This window comes from Asaia spathodeae NBRC 105894 (genome assembly GCF_025994195.1).
GTDB classification, from domain to species: Bacteria; Pseudomonadota; Alphaproteobacteria; order Acetobacterales; family Acetobacteraceae; genus Asaia; species Asaia siamensis.
Window position 1 is genome coordinate 388662 of sequence record NZ_BAPY01000005.1, and the last position, 19911, is coordinate 408572.

The 19911-nt window shown below is 56.5% G+C and carries 12 protein-coding genes; 5 read left to right on the plus strand and 7 right to left on the minus strand.

Annotated elements, in window-relative coordinates; translation table 11 throughout:
- Positions 1 to 22 precede the first annotated feature (22 nt).
- Entirely contained in the window at positions 23 to 2236 is a 2214-nt protein-coding gene (locus tag AA105894_RS06240; RefSeq protein WP_267310934.1) for a Hint domain-containing protein, read from the minus strand.
- A 496-nt stretch (positions 2237 to 2732) separates the two neighbouring features.
- Positions 2733 to 4979 carry a Hint domain-containing protein gene (locus AA105894_RS06245; RefSeq protein WP_267310935.1) on the minus strand — a complete coding sequence of 749 codons (2247 nt, stop codon included), beginning with the start codon at positions 4977 to 4979 and terminating at the stop codon, positions 2733 to 2735.
- Between the two features lie 641 nt (positions 4980 to 5620).
- Between AA105894_RS06245 and AA105894_RS06250 the strand changes: the two genes are divergently transcribed.
- The 5 genes from AA105894_RS06250 (at position 5621) to AA105894_RS06270 (ending at position 11439) form a co-directional block, all read left to right on the plus strand.
- A complete protein-coding gene (locus AA105894_RS06250; RefSeq protein WP_267310936.1) occupies positions 5621 to 6586 on the plus strand; it encodes a glycosyltransferase family 4 protein in 966 nt (321 codons plus the stop codon).
- Positions 6587 to 6619: 33 nt separating this feature from the next.
- Positions 6620 to 7771: an autotransporter strand-loop-strand O-heptosyltransferase gene (locus AA105894_RS06255; RefSeq protein ID WP_267310937.1), complete on the plus strand. Its 1152-nt coding sequence runs from the start codon at positions 6620 to 6622 to the stop codon at positions 7769 to 7771.
- A gap of 1 nt (position 7772) precedes the next feature.
- On the plus strand, positions 7773 to 9131 hold the full coding sequence (locus AA105894_RS06260) for an autotransporter strand-loop-strand O-heptosyltransferase (RefSeq protein ID WP_267310938.1): 1359 nt from the start codon (positions 7773 to 7775) through the stop codon (positions 9129 to 9131).
- Between the two features lie 38 nt (positions 9132 to 9169).
- Positions 9170 to 10918: an AMP-binding protein gene (locus AA105894_RS06265; RefSeq protein WP_267310939.1), complete on the plus strand. Its 1749-nt coding sequence runs from the start codon at positions 9170 to 9172 to the stop codon at positions 10916 to 10918.
- Between the two features lie 236 nt (positions 10919 to 11154).
- Entirely contained in the window at positions 11155 to 11439 is a 285-nt protein-coding gene (locus tag AA105894_RS06270; protein WP_025823789.1) for a hypothetical protein, read from the plus strand.
- A 42-nt stretch (positions 11440 to 11481) separates the two neighbouring features.
- Here the strand turns inward: AA105894_RS06270 and AA105894_RS06275 are convergent, their stop codons facing one another.
- The 5 genes from AA105894_RS06275 to dhaL all read right to left on the minus strand — a co-directional run bounded on the left by AA105894_RS06275 (position 11482) and on the right by dhaL (position 19563).
- The gene (locus AA105894_RS06275) at positions 11482 to 11991 is read right to left on the minus strand and encodes a tetratricopeptide repeat protein (protein ID WP_267310940.1); all 510 of its coding nucleotides are present in this window, start codon (positions 11989 to 11991) and stop codon (positions 11482 to 11484) included.
- 145 nt (positions 11992 to 12136) lie between these two features.
- Positions 12137 to 14410, minus strand: coding sequence for a TonB-dependent receptor (locus tag AA105894_RS06280; RefSeq protein WP_267310941.1), 2274 nt, complete (start codon positions 14408 to 14410; stop codon positions 12137 to 12139).
- Positions 14411 to 14726: 316 nt separating this feature from the next.
- Complete coding sequence (locus AA105894_RS06285) at positions 14727 to 16058, minus strand: carbohydrate porin (RefSeq protein WP_267310942.1); 1332 nt, start codon at positions 16056 to 16058, stop codon at positions 14727 to 14729.
- Between the two features lie 516 nt (positions 16059 to 16574).
- On the minus strand, positions 16575 to 17702 hold the full coding sequence (locus AA105894_RS06290; protein ID WP_267310943.1) for an MDR/zinc-dependent alcohol dehydrogenase-like family protein: 1128 nt from the start codon (positions 17700 to 17702) through the stop codon (positions 16575 to 16577).
- A gap of 28 nt (positions 17703 to 17730) precedes the next feature.
- On the minus strand, positions 17731 to 19563 hold the full coding sequence (gene dhaL, locus AA105894_RS06295; RefSeq protein ID WP_267310944.1) for a dihydroxyacetone kinase subunit DhaL: 1833 nt from the start codon (positions 19561 to 19563) through the stop codon (positions 17731 to 17733).
- Positions 19564 to 19911 lie beyond the last annotated feature (348 nt).

The following is a 19911-nucleotide window of genomic DNA, read 5'->3' on the forward strand; positions in this document are numbered from 1 at the left end:
GGTCGAGAATGAAGCCCCAACCCTACCCCGCCTGGGCTCCCAGCAGCGTCGTCGAAGACTCTGCCAGATACGGCCCGCCAGCGAGAATTTCGATGGCGAGAATGCAAACCGCGTCCGACTGGCGGTCACTCAGGTCGAGAACCGCAGCACCCGTTGTCCAGCGCTGACGCCCATCCTCGATATTGGCCCAACCCTCGAGTGTGTCATCGGTCAGATGAGCCCCGATATGACGGGTCTTGTCGGACTCCCAGATCTGAATGTCACCCACGAGAACACCGAGATGACGGCGATCGTCATGGAACGGCCCGATAACGTCAGCAGGACGCGAAACACGTGAAACAATACGGACACGCTTTGCATCCGGCGGCAACATGAACACGCTGGAGCGATTAACCGTACGCATCTTGCGCATGATACGACCCCGGTCGTCAACGAGATGCAGGTCAGGATCTTCTGTAATCGCAGGTTCGTGTTTCACTTCACCAAGCCCAAGCGCAGCGGCGCGGTGCGCAAGAGACGCATGCAGCGGCTCGACGAAACGACGCTCGACGCAGAGAGGCGCTGCACCATCGCTCTCCCAGGTCCGATCAGCCGCATTCAGGATATGCACAACGGAATTGGCTTGGGCAAAACGCTTGCGATCACCCGTATCGAGATAGCTTTCGCTCAACGCGCCATCAGACCAGAGAACCGAATGCTCATTTGTTTCGATATGGTAGTAATCGAAATGCGTGATTGTCCGGTCATAGAAAATGCTCCGTCCATTCACGAGCATGCGGGCCGGCACGAATGCACCGTTCAGGAACATAGCGTGCTCTGGGGTAACCAGGAGATCCTTGTGCGGAATATTCTCGCCCAGTGCGTTGCGCAGAATGCGAACAGGATAACCGGCCTCATCATCATCAAGCCAGGTACGCACGATGGTGGTGCGATGACCGAGCCAGATGATCTCGCGGAAAACCTCATCGCCATTGACATAAGCCGCAACCCGGTCACCCACTTTGAGTGCCTCAACTGCGATCTCCCCCAGATCCGTGCGGATCATGGTGCCTTTCAGGAAGCACTTGTCATAAACGATGACCGTGCTGCCATCGACTGGATCTTTTTCAAGATGATAATCAGCGGTCGACATGGCTTCCGTCCCTCTGACCGGCGCCGTCCAGAGAACCCGGTTATAAGCATCGACGATGCTGATCTGGGTGCTGCTGTAAACGATACGCTGCCCTTCGGTCCATCCAAGCGTATCGACGTCGATACGCCCCTTCCAACCGATACGCACCCCATCCAGCACTGCGCCCGACTGCACGACGAGCAGACCGCCAGCCCCCTCGCTTCCCTCCTTGATGCCTGAAATCATGACACCCGTCAGGGTTGCGCCGGAATTGACGGTCAGAGTGCCGCCGCGCTCAACCGTCACACCACTGGCGTAAGCCTGCGCATCAAGGGAGATATGACCATTGGCTGCGATACTCGCCAGATTGATCTTGCCTCCTGCCTGTGCATGGGCGCTGCCACCAGCACCAACAGTCAGACGGGAGGTGACAGCTGCGCTCGCAATCTCCGTAAGACCGCCCGAGGAGACCACACAGCTGATCGCCTGAGCCCCCGCGCCGAGCAGCTGCGTCCCTGCACTGAAGATGGTGCTCAACGCCGTACCGCCTGAGCTTACAATCTGCAGACCACCGATAAGACTGCCATGGTCCGTTCCGGCGCTCGCCAGAATTTCGGTCGACCCCACATCGAACTTGCTACCGGAAATCACGCCGGCACCAGCAAAGGTCTGCCCTTTGAGCGTAAACCCGCCACCCGCGACGCCATAACCACCGGTCTGGACATGGGCATCCATGACAATACCCGGGCCCCCGCCATAGCTGGGCATCTTGCTCGCCAGGACCCCACCGAGAGCGCCGACCGTCACACCACTGACAACACCATCATTGATGGCCGCAAACCCGCCGCTATTGAAGGCTGTGCCGCCAACTGCCGAGCCGTTACCACCTGCCAACACAACACCACCGGAGACCGCCGTCGCTCCGGACGCCACGGCGGCACCAGAGGCGATAAGCATGGCAGGATTATTCGTCCCGCCTGCGCCAAGGCCCGCGATGTAGCTGCCAATGGTTGTTGAATCCAGACCTGTGGTAATCAGCGTGGCGCCACTCAGGATATTGTAGCTATTGGGGCCCGTCTTCTTGATAGACGCTGCACCGCTCATACCGTCAGAAGTAATACCCATATGCCAGCTCCCGCAAGGATATACGAGCACGCACCGAGGCACTGCGGAGCTGGCAATGAAGCAATGGCATGCCACATTACGCCTGAACACAGCACTCAAACCTCAAAATGCAGACTATACTCGCTTACAATTGGTTAATACGATTTTTACTGACACATAGAGGTTCTACCATCAATCGCTATTTGTATAGATAATTTCTATAGATAGTATCTGTTAGTTGTTTTTACATTGAAAACAACTACTCCAAAATACATTAACCTATTGTCAATGCATCTTTTTTTTGTGCTAGGGCATTCGTTCCTACACGCCCCCTATCGAGCATAGCCTCTGATTTTTTTTGCAAAATTTATGAATTTAGGAAGCAATATTTATTTGAAAAAATAGTTTTGAAGAAGATTCATTTATATACCCGCATGTCGACACTTATCTGGAAAACCGCGCGCCTGCTCTTCCGGGGTCAAAGACTCATAGAATTGCACGCGCGCTTGAGAGAAACTCACCCGACGTCGAGAGCTCCCACATCGCTGGGAATTTCCACCTCGTAAGGGCCACCAGCCAGCACTTCGACTGATAGCATGGCAATAGCATCGGGCGTCATGTCGTGCAGGGGGAGTTCAGCATGACCGGTCGTCCAGCGACAACGGCCCTCTTCGCAATTCGACCACCCGGCGAGTGTGGAGGAAGTCAGATGCGCATCAATCTGGCGCGTCTGACCTGCTTCCCAGACCTGAATCTCACCTACCAACACCCCGAGTTGACGACGGTCATCATGATACGGCCCTATGATATCCGTGGGGCGCGCAGAACGGGAAGCAAGAAAAAGACTCCTCACCCCGGTCGGGATCATGAAAATAAACGCTTGTCCGATGGTCCGCAGCGGACGGATTTCCCTGCCGCTATCATCAATCAGATGAAGATCGGCATCCTCTGTCACGACCTGCGGAGACATTTCGGCCCCAAGCCCGAGCGTCGTAGCTCTCTCCAAAAGTGCTGCGAACAGGGGCTCGACAAAACTGCGCTCCACCCGCAGAGGGGCTGCCGCATGGTCCGCCCATGTCTTGGCAGGCGCGTTCATCAGACGAACAACCGGACCGCCCTGGGAAAACGCGGTTCGATCTCCGGTATCCAGATAGCTTTCGCTCAGCGCTCCATCCGACCAGAGAACAGAATGTTCATCTGTCTCGATATGATAGTAGTCGAATTGCGTCATGGTGCGGTCAAAGAAAATGCTTCGCCCATTGACCAGCATACGCGCAGGTACAAACGCTCCATCAAGAAACAACGCGTGTTCGGGAGTTACGAGAAGGTCTTTGTATGGAACGTTGTCTCCAAGTGCGCCCTGAAGGATACGTACAGGGAAGCCAGCCTCATCATCATAGTGCGCAGACCGCACTGTTGCCGTACGACGACCGACCCAGATAACCTGACGCAGCACGTCCGCACCGTCCACGCAGGCAACGACATTGTCACCGACCTGGATATCCTCAACAGCACACTCACCATGCTCCATGCGAATCATCGTCCCGCGCAGGAAGCATTTGTCGTAAACGATGATCATGCTTCCATCGGTTGAATCACGCTCGACATGGAAGTCACTACTCGTCGCGCCAGTGGGAATACCAGCAATAGACCCAGACCAGATAACATTTCCCGACGCATCACTGATCGTCAGTGTTGTGCCATTATAGGATGTCTTCGCACCGGAAACATACTGAATACTATCGATATCAAGCCGGCTTTTGAAGCCCATGGACGTTACGCCGCTGAGCACAGCTCCGGAATGAAGTACGAGAAGACCACCAGCGCCACCACTGGATGTAATCCCAGAGACGACGGCATTGATGAGCGTCGCCCCTGAGTTGAGCGTCAGCGTCCCACCACCTGAAATGACAACACTACTCAATACCGCAGCTGAATCCGCAGAGGCTGCTGCTGCCGCCTGAATTTGCAGCCCGTTGACCCGGGCGCCCGCCGTCGCCTGCAAGCTGCCACCCGACCCAAGCACAACAGCAGAGGCCACACCGCCACTGACTGAAATCAAGCCACCCGCCGAAGCCGTGGCCCCACTCGCCACGCCCCCCGACATAATAATCTGCGTTCCTGCGCTGAAGATCGACCGCATGGACAGGCCGGCCGAACTTACAATCTGCGTACCGCCAATAAGGCTGCCGACATCTGTACCTGCCGAAACAATCATTTCAGTCGAGCCAACATCGAATTGGCTGGCGGAAATAACCCCCGACCCTGCGAATACCTGGCCCTTGATGGTGAAACCACCACCAGCGAGCCCATAACCACCAGCCTCTACATGAACGTTACTAACGATTCCGGCATTACCACCGTAACCGGGCATCATTGAGGCGAGCACACCACCATTGGATCCAACTGTCACGCCATTAACAAACCCGTTATTGGCCGCAACAAAGGAACCACTGTTAAATGCCGAACCGCCCGAGACGATACCGCCATCGGCCCCCATCACAACGCCACCGAAGCCCACCGTTGCGCCAGAAGCCACACCGCCACCGGAAGCGATGAGCAGCGCAGGGTAGTTCGTGCCGCCTGACTGTCCCGGAATGGAGCCCGAGTTGTTAGGGCCGTTACCAAACCCAGAGACGAGCGCGCCCGTTATGGACGTTCCCGCGCCTTGTACAACAAGCGTTGCACCACTCAGAATCGAGTATTTACCGCCACTGCTGACGATCGTTGCACCGCTCGCCGAGCCCGATGAATTGATTGCCATTTATCACCCCCAAATTACCGGACCGGCACGATTACTTTTCCACCAAGAGTCCCAGCAGAATCGTTACATGATTTATCGCGCAATCAGCCGAATCTTCATATGAAGCCGCCACATCGTCGACTCCTGTTATCTATTAGCTAACACTCCTCGCATATCACGCCACACAATACAATGACCACTCATTGACGAAGGTGGATCACGTTTTCGGTATAGATCGTCATACAGCAACGATCAGACATGATTATCTCCCCCTCCCAATGTAACACATTGAATATATCGAGATTTTTCCAGACAAAAACTTGACCTTTCCCTCATCCGAAGACGATCGATCATTTGGTTTCGCTGACGTTTTCAACGCAAACGCCTTCCCCTGCGGGTTATTGACGTTTTCATTAAGTAAACGTCAATAACCCGCAGGGGAAGAAATCTCACGATGCAGGATATATCCAGCGCACCAAAGAAAGCGTCCACAAAATACTAGATAAGAAAATTTGAAGTTTTACATTTTTATATTGAATAAATTTTCTCGATCCCTGATGGACGCCGAAATATAGCGAGCTTTGCGCGTGTATAGTTGATCCGAGAGACTATTGAAGCCATGATAGCAGATCAGGACATTCCCCTTGGTGGACCAACGCATCATGAGCAGAATTGTGTTTCTCAACCCCTACGACCCCAAAGCCATCTCGGGCGGGATCAAGGTCACGTATCAACATGCGGGGATGTTGGCGAAACTGGGACATGATGTTTCAGTCTTTCAGCCAGCCGGCAAACCGGATTGGCTAGACGTTTCAAATCGTGTCACGGTCTGCGATCAGTTTGAGCCCGTAGAAGGAGGTCTCATTGTCTTTCCTGAGACGCTGAAAGACTTCATGCTCGATCTGGCGCGTACGCCACTCCCCGGCACCAAAATCATGTTCTGCCAGAATCAGTTCTACCTCTACAGCTTCAGGCTGAACGGAAATGAGCTGAAGGAAATGGGGTTCGAGCATTTCATCGTCCCCGGCCCCGAAACAGCACGTTCTCTCTCTTCGGTTCTGGGCCTGGACAACATCCATGTCATTCCGAACTCGGTCGACACCAATCTGTTCTACCCACGCACCAAGCAGCTCTGCATTGCAACCAACCCCGGCAAATGGCCTGCAGCAAAAGGGAATTCAGCCCTCGCAAATCTGATAGCGACGATGCTCCATCTTAAATATCCCCATACGAAAGATGTGCCCTGGATCGCGCTGGAGGACAGACCGCAGTACGAGGTTGCCGAAACCATGGGGATAGCGCCTGTATTTCTGGCCCTATCACGCCAGGAAGCCTTTCCCCTGACACCGCTGGAAGCCATGGCATCGCGCTGTGCGGTCGTGGGCCTGCAGGGAACAGGCGGCAAGGACTACGCCACCCCCTTCAACGGCCACTGGTTTTCGCCGGAACAATGCGAAGAAATTGTCGATTGTATTGCAACGCTACTTTTCGACATATCTCACGGGGCGCCGCACGTTGACAGAATGCTCGACGCGGCAGAGAAGACAGCAAAGCAATATTCTGTTAATGGCACCTTTCAGGCCGTAGCGCAGGTCTATGGCGATATACTTGCGCGAACTGCTGCCTGACCCGCCAGGTATAGTCACGAAGAGCACGAACCCATGGACAGCACGCCGAGCCAGATCGGCCCCGAAGGGATCAGGTTTGATTTTCAGGATGGCTGCCGCGTCAGCCTTCCCGATGGGGCGTGGCACCTGGAAATCAAGGATCTGCTTACCCAGAGCGTTCTGTTTGCAGCAGAGAGCAAGGGCGGCTTCATCGCCAGCACCAAGAAGTATTTTGTTCCCTTTTCGCTTCGCGTCAAAAGTGGCGACCGGGTCATTCTCGACCATGTCATGACCCTGCGTGACCAGGAGGTGCTCATCGACATGCATTTGGGTGGTGTGGGCGACCATATTGCCTGGATGGGTCATGTCGAGGCCTTTGCCACGCTGCATGGCTGCCAGATCACCTGTGTTGTACGACCGGGTCTGGCAGAGCTTTTCCAGACCGGAAATGACAGTGTGACGGTCAGCGACGACCCTGCCCTTCTGGAACGCAATTATTACGCACGTTACAAGGTGCTGATCTTCTTCAACGATATCAATCGCGACTTTCAACCGACCGATTACAGGCAGGTCGGTCTTGGGGTGTCAGGTGCCTATATTCTTGGCCTTTCGCCCCAGGACCGACGCCCCGCGATCAGAATTGCCGAAGGCGGAAGACCGATCGCAGATAAATATGTCTGCATCGCCACCCAGGCGACAGGGCATAACAAATACTGGAACAACCCGTCAGGCTGGCAGACAATCATCCCTTTTCTCAAGGAACAGGGGTATCGCGTGATCTGCATCGACCGCGACCGCGTTTCGGGCAGCGGCACAATCTGGCATCATATCCCTCATGGCGCAGAGGATATGACCGGTCAGATACCGCTCAGTGAGCGTGCCCGATGGCTGCGCCATGCCTCGTTTTTCATTGGCTTGTCGAGTGGCCTGTCATGGCTTGCCTGGGCGGCAGAATGTCCGGTCGTGCTGATAAGCGGATTTACAGAGCCTTATAACGAGTTTGCGACCCCCTATCGGGTGATCAATCGCAATGTCTGCAATGGCTGCTCAAACGATGTAACGCTCGATTTCGAGCGAACGAACTATATGTGGTGCCCTCGCCACGCTGAAACAGAGCGTGACTTCGAATGCACCAAGCTGATCTCGCCAAGCCATGTCGAGCAAACCATCCGGCAATTGATCAGCGATGGGCAGGGTGGCGTCTAGAATGAGCGATATCAATTCCATCATCGACTCAATCCTGAATTTTTCAGGTACGGCCAATACCGACAATCAGCCCCCCCCTGCTGAGACGAGTGCCGCATCGGGCGACGATACTGTTCTGCAAACAGCGGTATCAGCCACTTCGGCCGTGGCCACGACGGCTGATACCGGGGCCTTTCCAGCCCCCTCGCTCTTTGCAACCCAGAGCGGGGATTTTGGCATAGGCTATGACTTCAATTACGGGGCCCGCATCACCCTGCCGGAAGGACGCTGGCACGTCAGCCTGACCGATCTCGACCGCAATGTCTGCCTGTATGCTTCAGAAACCGGCGCTTGCACGGTTCTTGGCTCCAAGAAATACTATATCCGTACGCGCCTTGAGGTACGCTCGCTTGATACGGATACCGTGCATTTCATTCACGACTATGATTGCCGGGAGCGCAATGTCGCCATTCTCCTCCCCGGGGGAACACTGGGCGATGCGATCGGCTGGTTTTCCTACGCCGTCAAATTCCAGCAGAAGCATCAATGCCATCTGACGGTCGCCATGAATCCCGATGCCTGCAAGCTCTTTGCAGGCCAGTATCCCGGCGTCAGATGCTGCACTTTCGCCGAATATGAAGAGATCAAGCACCTCTCTTATGCGACCTATCATATCGGCCTTTTTTTCCACGACGAATCCCATGACTGGCAGCCCTCCGATTTTCGTCTCGTCGGGCTGCACCGCACGGCTGCCTGCATTCTGGACGTCAACGCCCAAGAAATCCCGCCACGCATGGTCTCATGGCCCGATGAGAAGCGTCCGATCGAAGGCCCCTATGTCGTCATCGCCACGCAGGCATCAAGCCAGTGCAAATACTGGAACAACCCTTACGGCTGGTCGAGCGTCATCAGACATCTGAATACGCTCGGTTATGAAGTGGTATGCATCGACAAGAGCCCCGTCGCAGGCCATCGCAACCACTGGAATTTCATTCCGCACGGGACACGCGACGAAACGGGCGATCGCCCGCTTTCGGAACGGGCACACTGGCTGCGCCATGCGGCTTTTTTCATTGGCCTGTCGAGCGGCCTTTCCTGGCTGGCTTGGGCCGCACACACCCCTGTGGTTCTGATCAGCGGGTTCACGCATCCTTCGAATGAGTTCGAGACACCCTATCGCGTCTTCAATCCCCATGTCTGCAATAGCTGCTGGCACGATGTGCGCACGCCATTCGAGCACGGGAACATGCTTTTCTGCCCGCGTCACGCCAACACACCGCGCCATTTCGAATGCACGCGCCTGATTACAGCCGAGCACGTCATCTCCTATTGCGATGCCCTGCATCAGCACCTGCAGCCCAGCCCTTCTCCTGAGGGCTGAAGTTTCTCCCCAAGCCGTCACATCACAGGTCTTGCCAAATGTATGAAGAAGAACAGGCGCTGGTCGGCGCGCAGGCCTGGAAAGAGCGCAGTCTCATTGATCTGCTGCATTTCAGACGCCTGACCAAAGGCGACAATCCGATCTTCCTTTTTCTCGGTGATGGGGAAAGCGTTACAAGCAGCCTGAGTGCCGATTCCTTGCATCGCCAGGCGTCACGCGGCGCCGCCCATCTCGCACGCACCCTGCCCGCCGGATCGCGCGTCGTTCTGCTGTTCGAAAACGGGCTGGAATATATCATCGGCTTTTTTGCCTGCCTCTATGCAGGTCATGTGCCCGTCTCGGGGGTCTATCCGAGCGCAATCGGCGCACGTGAGCGCTTCATCTACATTCTGGAAGACAGCCAGGCGCAGGCGGTGCTCGGCAAAAAGGAAACGCTCCATCTTTTCCATGCAGATGGCGATACGACCCGCCCCGTCAAATGGATTCCACTGGAGAGCGCGCTCAAATCGTCACGCGAAATCGAACCTGTCGCCTCTGCCTCGGAACAGCTTGCTCTGGTGCAATATACATCCGGATCGACAGAAGAGCCCAAAGGGGTCTGCCTGTCGCATCGGAATATCTGCCACAACATTCATGCGCAGCTCATTTCGTTTCAATATCAGGATGATGATACCGGCCTCAGCTGGCTGCCTTTCACCCATGACATGGGCCTTGTCGGTGCCGTTCTTCCGGCCCTCGCAGCCGGTAACCCCTTCTATTTCATGGCCCCCGACAAATTCATCGAAAAGCCCTCGCGCTGGCTCGAGGCGATCCATCGCTACGGCGCAACCATCTCTGGTGGCCCTGATTTTGCCTATCGCTACGCTGCCCGTCTTTCACCGGGAGATATCGCACCAGGCTGGGATTTTTCCCGCTGGAAAATAGCCTTCAACGGCTCGGAGAGCATCAACCCCGAGACGCTGGACGCTTTTTTCAACACTTTCAAAAGTCACGGCTTCAAAAAAGAGGCTTTCTATTCCTGCTACGGCCTTGCCGAAAATGCCCTTCTCGTGACGTCAGGGGTCAAAGGGGCAGGAGTGAAGCTCTGGACATTCGACCGCCTTGCCCTCACCCAGGGCAAAGCCCTGCCCGCGACCGCAGGCTCGTCTCAGGACACGACGACCCTCGCAAGCTGCGGAACCACCCATGAAGACCAGCACGTTCATATCGTCGACCCCGAAACACACGCCTTCCTGCCGGAAGGCTGCATCGGCGAAATCTGGATCGACAGCCCAAGTGTCAGCATCGGCTATCTGAACAACCCGCTCCGCAACGCGCGCAGTTTTATCACGATTGAAGACAGGCGCTATCTGCGGACACAGGATTTCGGCTTTCTCTACAAGCAGGAACTGTTTCATGTCGGTCGTCTGAGCGAGAAATTCAGCTATGACGGCAATGTCTATTATACAAACGACATCGCCCTTTCGCTCAGCCAGGCTCTTTCAGGCGCTCTTTGCATGGTGGTTCCCCCCTCCTTGCCCGAACGCGCCCTTCCGGTCCTGATCATCGAATGCGAGAATACGCCAGACGCGTTGGCGTTACGCGCGGCCATAGTCGAGACAATGAAGCGCTACAGAATCCAGCTCTTCGAATACTACGCCATTCGCAAAGGATTCGTGATTCGCACTCCGAGTGGCAAGCAGCGCGCCGATCTGACACTCGCGAATATTCTGACAGAAAAGACATCCATTCTTCTGTCCGGAGATACCCATTCCCCCGTCGCGACAAGCGCAAGCCTGATAATCTAGGCAGCACGAGACACTCAACCTAGCGGACCATAATGGTCCGACATGCTCACATTATGGATACTCCTCCAACTTGGTCTTGTCGGACACCGGACCAGTCACGTATGCACAATGAGCAAGGCTGCGGAGGAAATTCCTGAAATCCGTTAAACAACCGCAAAACTTGTGAGCCTCGCCTCGTTGTGACATCTTCGGCTCGATCAGGCTGCACCTTTCAAATATCCAGAGGCATTCTGCAAATGGCAGACAATAATTCAGACAAGATCCTGCACCAGATTGCACAGGGCATAGCATCACTCAACGCCGAATCAGCGCCGATCATTTTCGCCGATAACGTCCCGGTCTATGGCCATGTCGGCGGCATTATCACGGTGACGCTCGCAGCCGAGCGACCTCATGGCAATGAGATCGTCATTGCGCCAACGGCGCATCTGCGCCTGACACCCAAGGCCGCCAAACTGCTCGCGGAATCCATTCTGAAGGCTTTTGCCATGGGTGAACGCAAGGAAGCTTCCGTCAACTAGACGAAACCGGTTGCGGCAGCGATCTCGTCAGTCAATCGCCCATCAGCGGATGGTTTGCTGCATTCTGGCAAGATTGGCCGTGGCGTCGGCGTCATCGCAGGCGCTTCCGGCTTCAAAGTAATGGCGGGCGTAATCGAGGTTGGCAGCACCCCCGCCATAGCCTTCTTCATGCAGCAGGCCCAGCATGTTGAAGGCCTTGCTGACCCCACGCCTTGCCGCCTCGACATAGAGGGCGTGGGCATAGGCCTTGTCACATCGCACGCCGTCGCCTGTCAGATAGAAATCGGCGAGATTATAGAAAGCCCATCCCTCGCCGCCGTCTGCGGCCGTCTCGAACAGGGTACGTGCCAGTTCGACGTCGCGCGCCACGCCCCAGCCCCGCTCATAAACGCGACCCAGCATGTTGAGAGCCGTCGGGTGCCGTGACTGAGCCGCCTGGGTGAACAGACGACAGGCTTCCTGAACGGCGCCACGATCGAGATGCCACTGCGCCAGATAGAGCTCTGCCTTGAGACGTTCATCAAGTGCGGGCATTGCGGGAGGCATCGGCATCGGGAGAGAACTCCGCAGATCTCACAAGGCTCAGACGCCCGGCTTCAGACATGAAAACAGCCGGGACAACAGAAAAGGCACGGAAAGGGAGCCTTTTTCCCCTTCCGTGCCATGCCCGGGCACGTTTCGAACCGCGCCCGGTGTCTCAGAAGCGCAGCCCGATCGACCCGAGGAAGGTGCGGCCCGAAAGCGGCACAGCGCGGGATGACGAGAAGGCAGAGGCGTAGTTGAGATGGTTGGTCAGGTTATTCGCATTGAACTGCACATGATAACGCTCGTAGTCATAAGACAGCATGGCGTTGAGCGACACATTGTCAGGCATACGACCCGTATTCGCCTCGTTGGACCAGTAGCCCGAGGAATACTGAACGCCACCACCTGCAGAAAGCTTGCCCTGGCTGGGCTTCAGCAGGAAACGCGACAGGTTGTAGGTGCTCCACACTGACAGGCTGTTATTGGGCAGCTGCGGTGCCTTGTTGCCACGATAGGCGGTGCTGTGCGTCACCTTGCCGCCCATATAGGAGTATGAGGCAAAGATTTCCCACTCATTGGTGATCTTGCCTGTCGCACTTACTTCAAGACCACGAATGCGTCGGCCCGAACCGGCATCGGAGAAACCGGTGATGATCTGACCAAAATCATCATAGGTGAACGAATTGTTCTGCTCGATCTGGAAGATCGCAGCCGTGACACCCAGCTTCTTGTTCAGGAAATCGGCCTTGCCGCCGAGTTCGTAGAGATCACTGCGCTGCGGCTTGAGATCGCGGCCGTTGGTCGCAACGTCGCTGATGCTTGTCGAGCTGGCCGTCAGAGACGAGACGTCGGTTCCGACCGGCTTATAGGACTGGGCGAAGGTGAAGTAGAACGTCATGTTGTCCAGCGGATCATACATGAGGCTGGCAGACGGGCTGAACTTGTTCGAACTCTGCTTCTGCAGACCCTGCGCGGCAGCAGCGGCGCTCCAATAGGTCGAGCGATAGCTGTCCCAACGCACCGTACCATAGACAGAGAGCTGCTTGGTCAGGTTGATCTTGTCAGCCAAAAAGAGGCCGAGATCGCGGAAATCGGACGTCCGTCCACCCGTTGCCGGGAAGGTCACCTGCGTGCCTGGATATTCGAATTGCGGCGTACGGATCAGCTGATTGTTTACACGGTTTATGTAAGTGCCATAGATACGGTCGTCCTTGGTATAGTTGATATCCACACCGGCGCGCACATCATGACGCAGGAAACCCGTCTTGAAATTCGAGTGGCCCATGGTGACGTTCTGCACGCCCCAACCCGCCTGATCATAGGCCATGCCACCACCGGCGCCATAAGTGAGGGACGGATTTCTACCAGCCAGAAACGCGGTTGCGCACGCGCCAGAGCAGGCAGCCGGTGTCGTCGCTGCGAAATTACGCGTGTAATGCGAATAGCGCGTGTCGTTTGACAGGGTCAGCCATTTTGCAATTTGCGACGAGAATTTGGACGTCACCATATGCACATTGCCACGGTCGCGATCGAAATTGCGCGAGTAGTTGGTGTCACGCGCCAGGCCGCGCTCGGTGATCGGACGGAATGTCGTGCCGGTCTGAATCATAGGCACGCCATAATCAGGGCGGCCACGGCTGCCGAGCCACTGATAATTCAGATGCCAGGTATTCTTCGTGCCTAGCCCCACGCCGAGATCGGCAGCAGCGCCATAACGGTCGGTGCGTACGTTGTTGCGATCGGCGACCATCTGCTGGTTGTACATGCCGTTCATGCGCAGCGCGGTACGGGAATTGATCTCGTAATTCGCATCGGCCGAGCCGCGATATTGCATGCCGCTACCGAAAGACTGATCGGCACCGAAAGACTTGCCCAGATGCGCCTTCTTGAGCGTCTGGTTGATCACACCGCCCACATTGCCCGCGCCGAAATACTGACCTGACGGGCCTTTGACGACCTCGACGCTCTCGGTGTTGTAGACATCGCGCACATAATTGCCGAAATCGCGCAGACCGTCTTCATAGATATCGCCACGCGCCTGCTGACCACGAATACGGAACTGGTCGCCGCTCATCCCGCCATTGCCCTCACCGGCCGACATCGTGATGCCGGGCACGTTGGACAGAGCCTGATCGAGGGTAAAGACGCGCTGCTCTTCAATGAGCTGCTTGGGCACGACGCTGATCGTCTGTGGTGTTTCACGCACGGTCGCGGGCATACGACCGATATCGAGCGTGGTCGTATTGGTGTTCATGGTGTTGACCGGCGTCGCGGCGCGCACCTTGACCGCAGGAAGCTGCATGGCCGAGCTTTCGGTCGTCTTTGCGTCTCCCGAAGCCTTTTCCTGGGCATCGGCCTCTTCAACACCACCCAGACCAACCCCAGCCGTGAGCGCCAGAAGAAGAAGACGTTTCTGTTTCTTCGCCACGTCACGAGACGAAAACACTGTTTCTTCATGAGATGGCTGATGTTCAGAACGGCATCCGTAATCTTCTGGCATAGATTTCACCACTTTTTCGGTTTCAAATCGAAAGATCTCCGTCCGATAACTTTGAAATGTTTTGTCATCATTAAGACTCCTTTTTTCAAAAGAGAGAAATGACCAATCATTACCTTCAAGAGATCGGGCGTGTCTTCGCCGGCCGTGTTACCGTCATGTTACGAGAAGATGCAAACGATTCTTAAAATCTTTCTTAACTCGGACCAGAACTGTGCCTTTTGTGTCACGCAGCGCGATGCCCAGGGAGAAATTGGGGCGGCGCTCAGATGAATTCGATCTGAGTCTTGACCCCAAGCATCCACTGATTGCGCAAATCATGCTGCGCGTTGGGGTGAATGTAATATTGCACATCGGGCGCCACCGTGACGCCGCGTATCAGATGGATCTGGTAAAGCGCCTCGATGATCAAGGCGTCTCGCTGGACCGGAAGCGGTGAGCCATCACCGGGTTTCTGCAGCGCCGCCCGGAGTCGCTGCGCACGGGTTACATGATGGGCGATGCGGGTGTACGCCAGATTGATAGCAATCATGTCCTGAGGGCGCTGTCGCATCAGACCCCGAATCATGAAACCGACAGAATATTGAGCCGCCCTGAGTGCTGTGCGCGGGTTATTCCAATAGGCGCTTGCCAGTATCGTGAGACCCGCATCAGGACCACGACCCGCAAAGGGGAGCAGTTGCTGGTCGGCCAGCACCCAGGCCGACCAGGAGCCATTGACCACGCGCGCCGGGGCACCTGTCAGCCCGAGAACTTCACCATCATGATCTTCGAACAGGCTGCTATGCGGCGCTGTGTCGTAAACAGCGCCCAGCTTGTAATGCCCCGGCAGAGTGCCGCCTCTGCCCGCATGCGGCTCCCAGGCGAGTTCGAGTGGAATGGCTTCGCCGTCAATTGTCGCGCCATTGAACTTGAAGCCGCTACGCATCTGCGCCAGCGCATATTGCGATGCGGCCTGCGTGAAATAGACGCCTGACTGGAGCTGCAATGCCTCACTGATCTGCACACGAAACCGCGCGCCCCAGGTTGCAGTAGGAAATGCCGCGTGAGCCGTATTATCGCTTGCCGCCCTTGGGTTGCCGCAGAACGCCGCGTTCATGAAATTGCAGTAGAGCGGATTGGCAGAGAAATCAGATAGAAACGTCATCCGCCCGACAGCCGCATTGAGACGGTCATAAAACATCGACCGCTCGATATAGGCGGAAACAAGGTGGATCACGACATTGCCCACCCCGCCATAGGTTGCCTGGCTTGGAGTCAGATGATCGCCGAATTTACGGCTTGTGGGCGAACCATAGCCGCTCGCAAGGACGATATGGGTCGAGACGCCGGAAAGCCCGGCCAGACGCTCCCAATCGATATCGCTGCCATAAGTCACAATCCCGACATTCCCGACGCCTTTTTCATGCGACGGCGCGGGATCGTTCAGCATGGCCTGCATCTCGTTGGTATTCTGCACGTGAAAGGCCACACCTTTATCGCGCAGGGCCGGAAGGCCTGTCAGCATCTTGCCCGCAACCGCGGATGGCGTCGACAGAGCAACAGCCAGAAGGGTCAACCAGAACATTTTCAGCTCGATACGGGCATGACATGTCATTGCGTCTGATTTCCTCCCGTTTTCCGGCGTTGCAGGGGCTATCGCGACGGTTTGTGGCATTTTTCAGCGCTGGAAAGTCCTGAAACGTTTTGTCTGTTTCGACCCCGGAATTTTTAACCGACTGGCGGCAGATTAGTGGTGCGACAAGGCACTCTGCTTCCACGCCTTTCTGGCAGCATAAGGCGCCCAGCACTCGCGCCTCAGCTATACCCACCAACGCTGATCACATGAGCCATGGCGTCATGATGCACAGCGCCTTTGGCATAAATCTGGGAAAAGCGACCCGTCCTGCTGCTCCCGATGACGCCGGGCGCCTCCTGTTGCGGCGTCTCTTTTGCCCGCCAGGTGACTCCCTGTTTGTGCGGCGCCTAAGGCATGTAAGGCGCAGTGCTGGCGCCCATGCCGCGATCTGAATTGCTGACATCGTTCCTGTGGCATCGCGAACACGACCCCGCTCTGAACGAAAAAAGGCGGCTCCTCCCGGAGCCGCCTTTTCAAGCAGAAAGCCGACAGATCTTACGGAATAAGAACCGTCTTGATGGATTTGTCGCCCTTCTTCATCAGGTCGAAACCTTCCTTCCACTGGTCCAGCGGCAGGGTGTGGGTCACCACGCCTTCGACCGGCAGACGACCATCGGCGATGGCTGCAATGGTGAAGGGATAGCAATACGGTCCGAGATGCGAGCCCAGAACGTCCAGTTCCTTGCGGTCGGAAATGATCGACCAGTCACAGGTCACTTCATCGCCGAACACGCTGAACTCAACGAAACGGCCAAGCTTGCGGATCATGTGCAGGCCCTGACGGACGCTGGAAGGATGGCCGGTTGCTTCGATGTAGACGTCACAACCATAGCCGCCGGTCAGTTCCTTGATCCTGGCGACCACATCCTCTTCGAGCGGGTTCATGACGATATCCGCGCCGAACTTCTTGGCCAGGTCCAGACGGTCTTGCTTGGTGTCGAGCACGATCAGCTTGCTCGGGTTCTTCAGGCGGGCAGCGCCCACCATGCCCAGACCCAGCGTACCGGCACCGGCCAGAACCACCACGTCATCCAGTTGGATATTGGCGCGGTTGACGGCATGAACCGAGCAGGCATAGGGCTCGATCAGAGCGGCTGCATCAAGCGGCATGTTCTCGGGAACACGATGGGTGCGCGACGTCTTGGGGAAGCGCATATACTTCGCCATGGCGCCATTGGTGTTGTTCTGGAAGCCGTACAGGTCGTGACGTTCGCACATCCAGTACTGACCACCCTTGCAGTAGCGGCAATCATCACAAGGGACGATCTGCTCGCTGATCAGGCGATCGCCGATCTTGTACTGGCTGCGCAGGTTTTCACCCACCTCAACGGCACGGCCAACGAATTCATGGCCCGGGATCATCGGCGGCTTGACGTAGCGCGGCTGCTCCTTGTCGCCCCAGAAGGACGGTGCACCCAGGAAGCACTTGATATCACCGGCGCAGATGCCGACTGCCTCGACTTCGATGATGATGTCATCGGGGCCAGCGCGAGGCACGTCCACCTCTTCCCAGCGATAATCGCCGGGTTCGTAGGCAACAACGGCATTCATCTTTGCCGGGAGGGCAACGCTGGCTGCTTCTTTCTGCAGGGCGCCCAGATCAGGGGTGACGATCTTGTTCATGGTCTTGATCTTTCAGGATTGAGGCAGTTCAGGCGTTGTACTTGCGCGCCGGGGCCTCAAGTTCTTTCGCGATGGTCTGCAGGATCAGGCAGCAGGAGGTTGCACCGGCATCGAGCACGCCGCGTGAACGCTCACCCAGTCGGCTGGCACGGCCGATACGGGCCACCAGGTCGATCGTGGAGTCACGACCGCGCTCCGCCGCTTCGGACATCGCAATCAGGGCCTGCTCGAACGACTTGCCGTCATCCAGAGCCTTGTGGAAGGCCTCAACCGAAGGCTGCAGCGTATCGACCAGGGTCTTGTCGCCAACACGGGCATTGCCAAGGCTGTTGATACCCGCCAGCGCTCCGTCAAGCATCTGGGCGAAAAGCTTGCCGTCGAGGAATTCGACATTGCGCAGCGGGATCGCCATGCCTTCGAAGAAACGGCCATAAAGCGGACCCATCGAGCCACCGATACCGGCCATCAGGGAGTCTGACAGCGCGTCGAGGCCCTTCTCCATGACCGGCGGGTTGGCGCCCAGAGCCTCACCGCAGCGGGCAAAGCCCTTGGCCATGTTGATACCATGATCGCCATCGCCGATCTTGCCGTCGATCTCGCTGAGCCAGTCGCGTGCCTTGACGATGGCATCGACCAGAGCCGGGATGACCTTGGTGGTTTCGCCAACAGGCACGCCGCTTTTGGGCACGTATTTCTCACCTGTCGGCGTCTTGACCAGAGCCTCGACCGGATCAGCCTTTGCAGCTGGCGCTTCAGCGGCAGGAGCAGCGGCGGCACCGACACCGACACGCACGAGACCAATGGACTCAGCCGGGGCGCCCATCAGGCGGTCCAGCTCTTCATCGGTCTTCATGATGGTGAGGGTCGCACCCTTCATCTCAAGCGAGGTGAAGAGGTTGCCAACGAAGCGATGCGCCACCTCGATGCCCTTCTCCTTCAGGAGATCGGCCACATCGGCATAAAGCACATAGAGTTCGATGATCGGTGTTGCACCAAGCCCCGAGAGCAGCACCGTCACGCGATCACCCTTCGTGAAGGGCAGATCGGGCAGGATATGCTCGAGCATCAGCTTGGCGATATCGCGCGAGCGGCCAAGCTCCTGAACCGAGACGCCGGGCTCGCCATGATGGCCGATGCCGACTTCCATGGTGCCGAGCTCGATCGAGAAATTCGGATGACCATTGGCAACAATGGTGCAGGGCGTGAGACCGACACCGATGGAACGGGTATTGGCAATAGCCTTGCGGGCCACAGCAATCACCTCATCCAGCGATCCGCCTTCTTCAGCGCGGGCACCAGCGGCTTTCCACATCAGGATTTCACCGGCAACGCCACGACGACGCTCGGCTTCGCTGGCCGGAGCAGAGGCCACATCATCGGTCGCCACTACCGTCTCGACCTTGATGCCTGCCTGCTGCGCATCGCGCGCTGCCATGCGGACATTCATCGTGTCACCGGCGTAGTTGCCAAAGAGGCAGGCAACGCCTGCGCCCATATCGGCTTCCTTCATGGCGTCGAGGAAGCTCACGGCTGTCGGCGAAGAGAAGATCTCACCGATCGCAACAGAATCCAGCAGACCCGTACCGACATAGCCAAGGAAAGCAGGCTCGTGACCCGAACCACCACCCGTGATCACACCGACCTTGCGACGGCCCGTGGTCTTGGCGCGCTTGACGACACGCGGGTTGGCGGTCTCAACGATGATATCGGGATGAGCAAGAAGCGCGCCGCGCACGCCGTCTTCAACCACGCCATCGGGGTCGTTGAAGATACGGTCCAGCTTGGGACGTGATGCGGGAGACTGGGACGAAGCGCCATCGCCGTGGCCGGTATGCGCTGCGTAAACGAGAGAACGATCCATAATGGGCCCCATACTGAATGCCGGGAAAACACCCTGTGTGCCCAATCGTCTTAACCGTAACAGGCATTATGCGTAAAATCACACTAACGAGAGTGATATTCGTGACCTAATATGTAGGATTTGAGCGCTCCTGTTTCACGGGATACCCCTCCCACGAGGAAACACCCTTGATAAAATCCATTACAAACAACGATCTAAATTAATACCTCCTCTTCCATATCTTAAAAAATATATTTGGAGCGCTTCTGAGCCCAAACTGAACAAATGTTATATTTTATGTCTCCCTTTCGCGGGACTGCGTGGCCACCCAAAACGGTGCCATCTAGAATAAAAAGAACAACAAAGAAA

Bases quoted from the DNA above. Each gene is read 5' to 3' on its own strand.
- AA105894_RS06240 (WP_267310934.1), bottom strand. From the start codon at position 2,236: ATGGGTATTACTTCTGACGGTATGAGCGGTGCAGCGTCTATCAAGAAG.
- AA105894_RS06245 (WP_267310935.1), bottom strand. From the start codon at position 4,979: ATGGCAATCAATTCATCGGGCTCGGCGAGCGGTGCAACGATCGTCAGC.
- AA105894_RS06250 (WP_267310936.1), top strand. From the start codon at position 5,621: ATGAGCAGAATTGTGTTTCTCAACCCCTACGACCCCAAAGCCATCTCG.
- AA105894_RS06255 (WP_267310937.1), top strand. From the start codon at position 6,620: ATGGACAGCACGCCGAGCCAGATCGGCCCCGAAGGGATCAGGTTTGAT.
- AA105894_RS06260 (WP_267310938.1), top strand. From the start codon at position 7,773: ATGAGCGATATCAATTCCATCATCGACTCAATCCTGAATTTTTCAGGT.
- AA105894_RS06265 (WP_267310939.1), top strand. From the start codon at position 9,170: ATGTATGAAGAAGAACAGGCGCTGGTCGGCGCGCAGGCCTGGAAAGAG.
- AA105894_RS06270 (WP_025823789.1), top strand. From the start codon at position 11,155: ATGGCAGACAATAATTCAGACAAGATCCTGCACCAGATTGCACAGGGC.
- AA105894_RS06275 (WP_267310940.1), bottom strand. From the start codon at position 11,991: ATGCCGATGCCTCCCGCAATGCCCGCACTTGATGAACGTCTCAAGGCA.
- AA105894_RS06285 (WP_267310942.1), bottom strand. From the start codon at position 16,058: ATGACATGTCATGCCCGTATCGAGCTGAAAATGTTCTGGTTGACCCTT.
- AA105894_RS06290 (WP_267310943.1), bottom strand. From the start codon at position 17,702: ATGAACAAGATCGTCACCCCTGATCTGGGCGCCCTGCAGAAAGAAGCA.
- dhaL (WP_267310944.1), bottom strand. From the start codon at position 19,563: ATGGATCGTTCTCTCGTTTACGCAGCGCATACCGGCCACGGCGATGGC.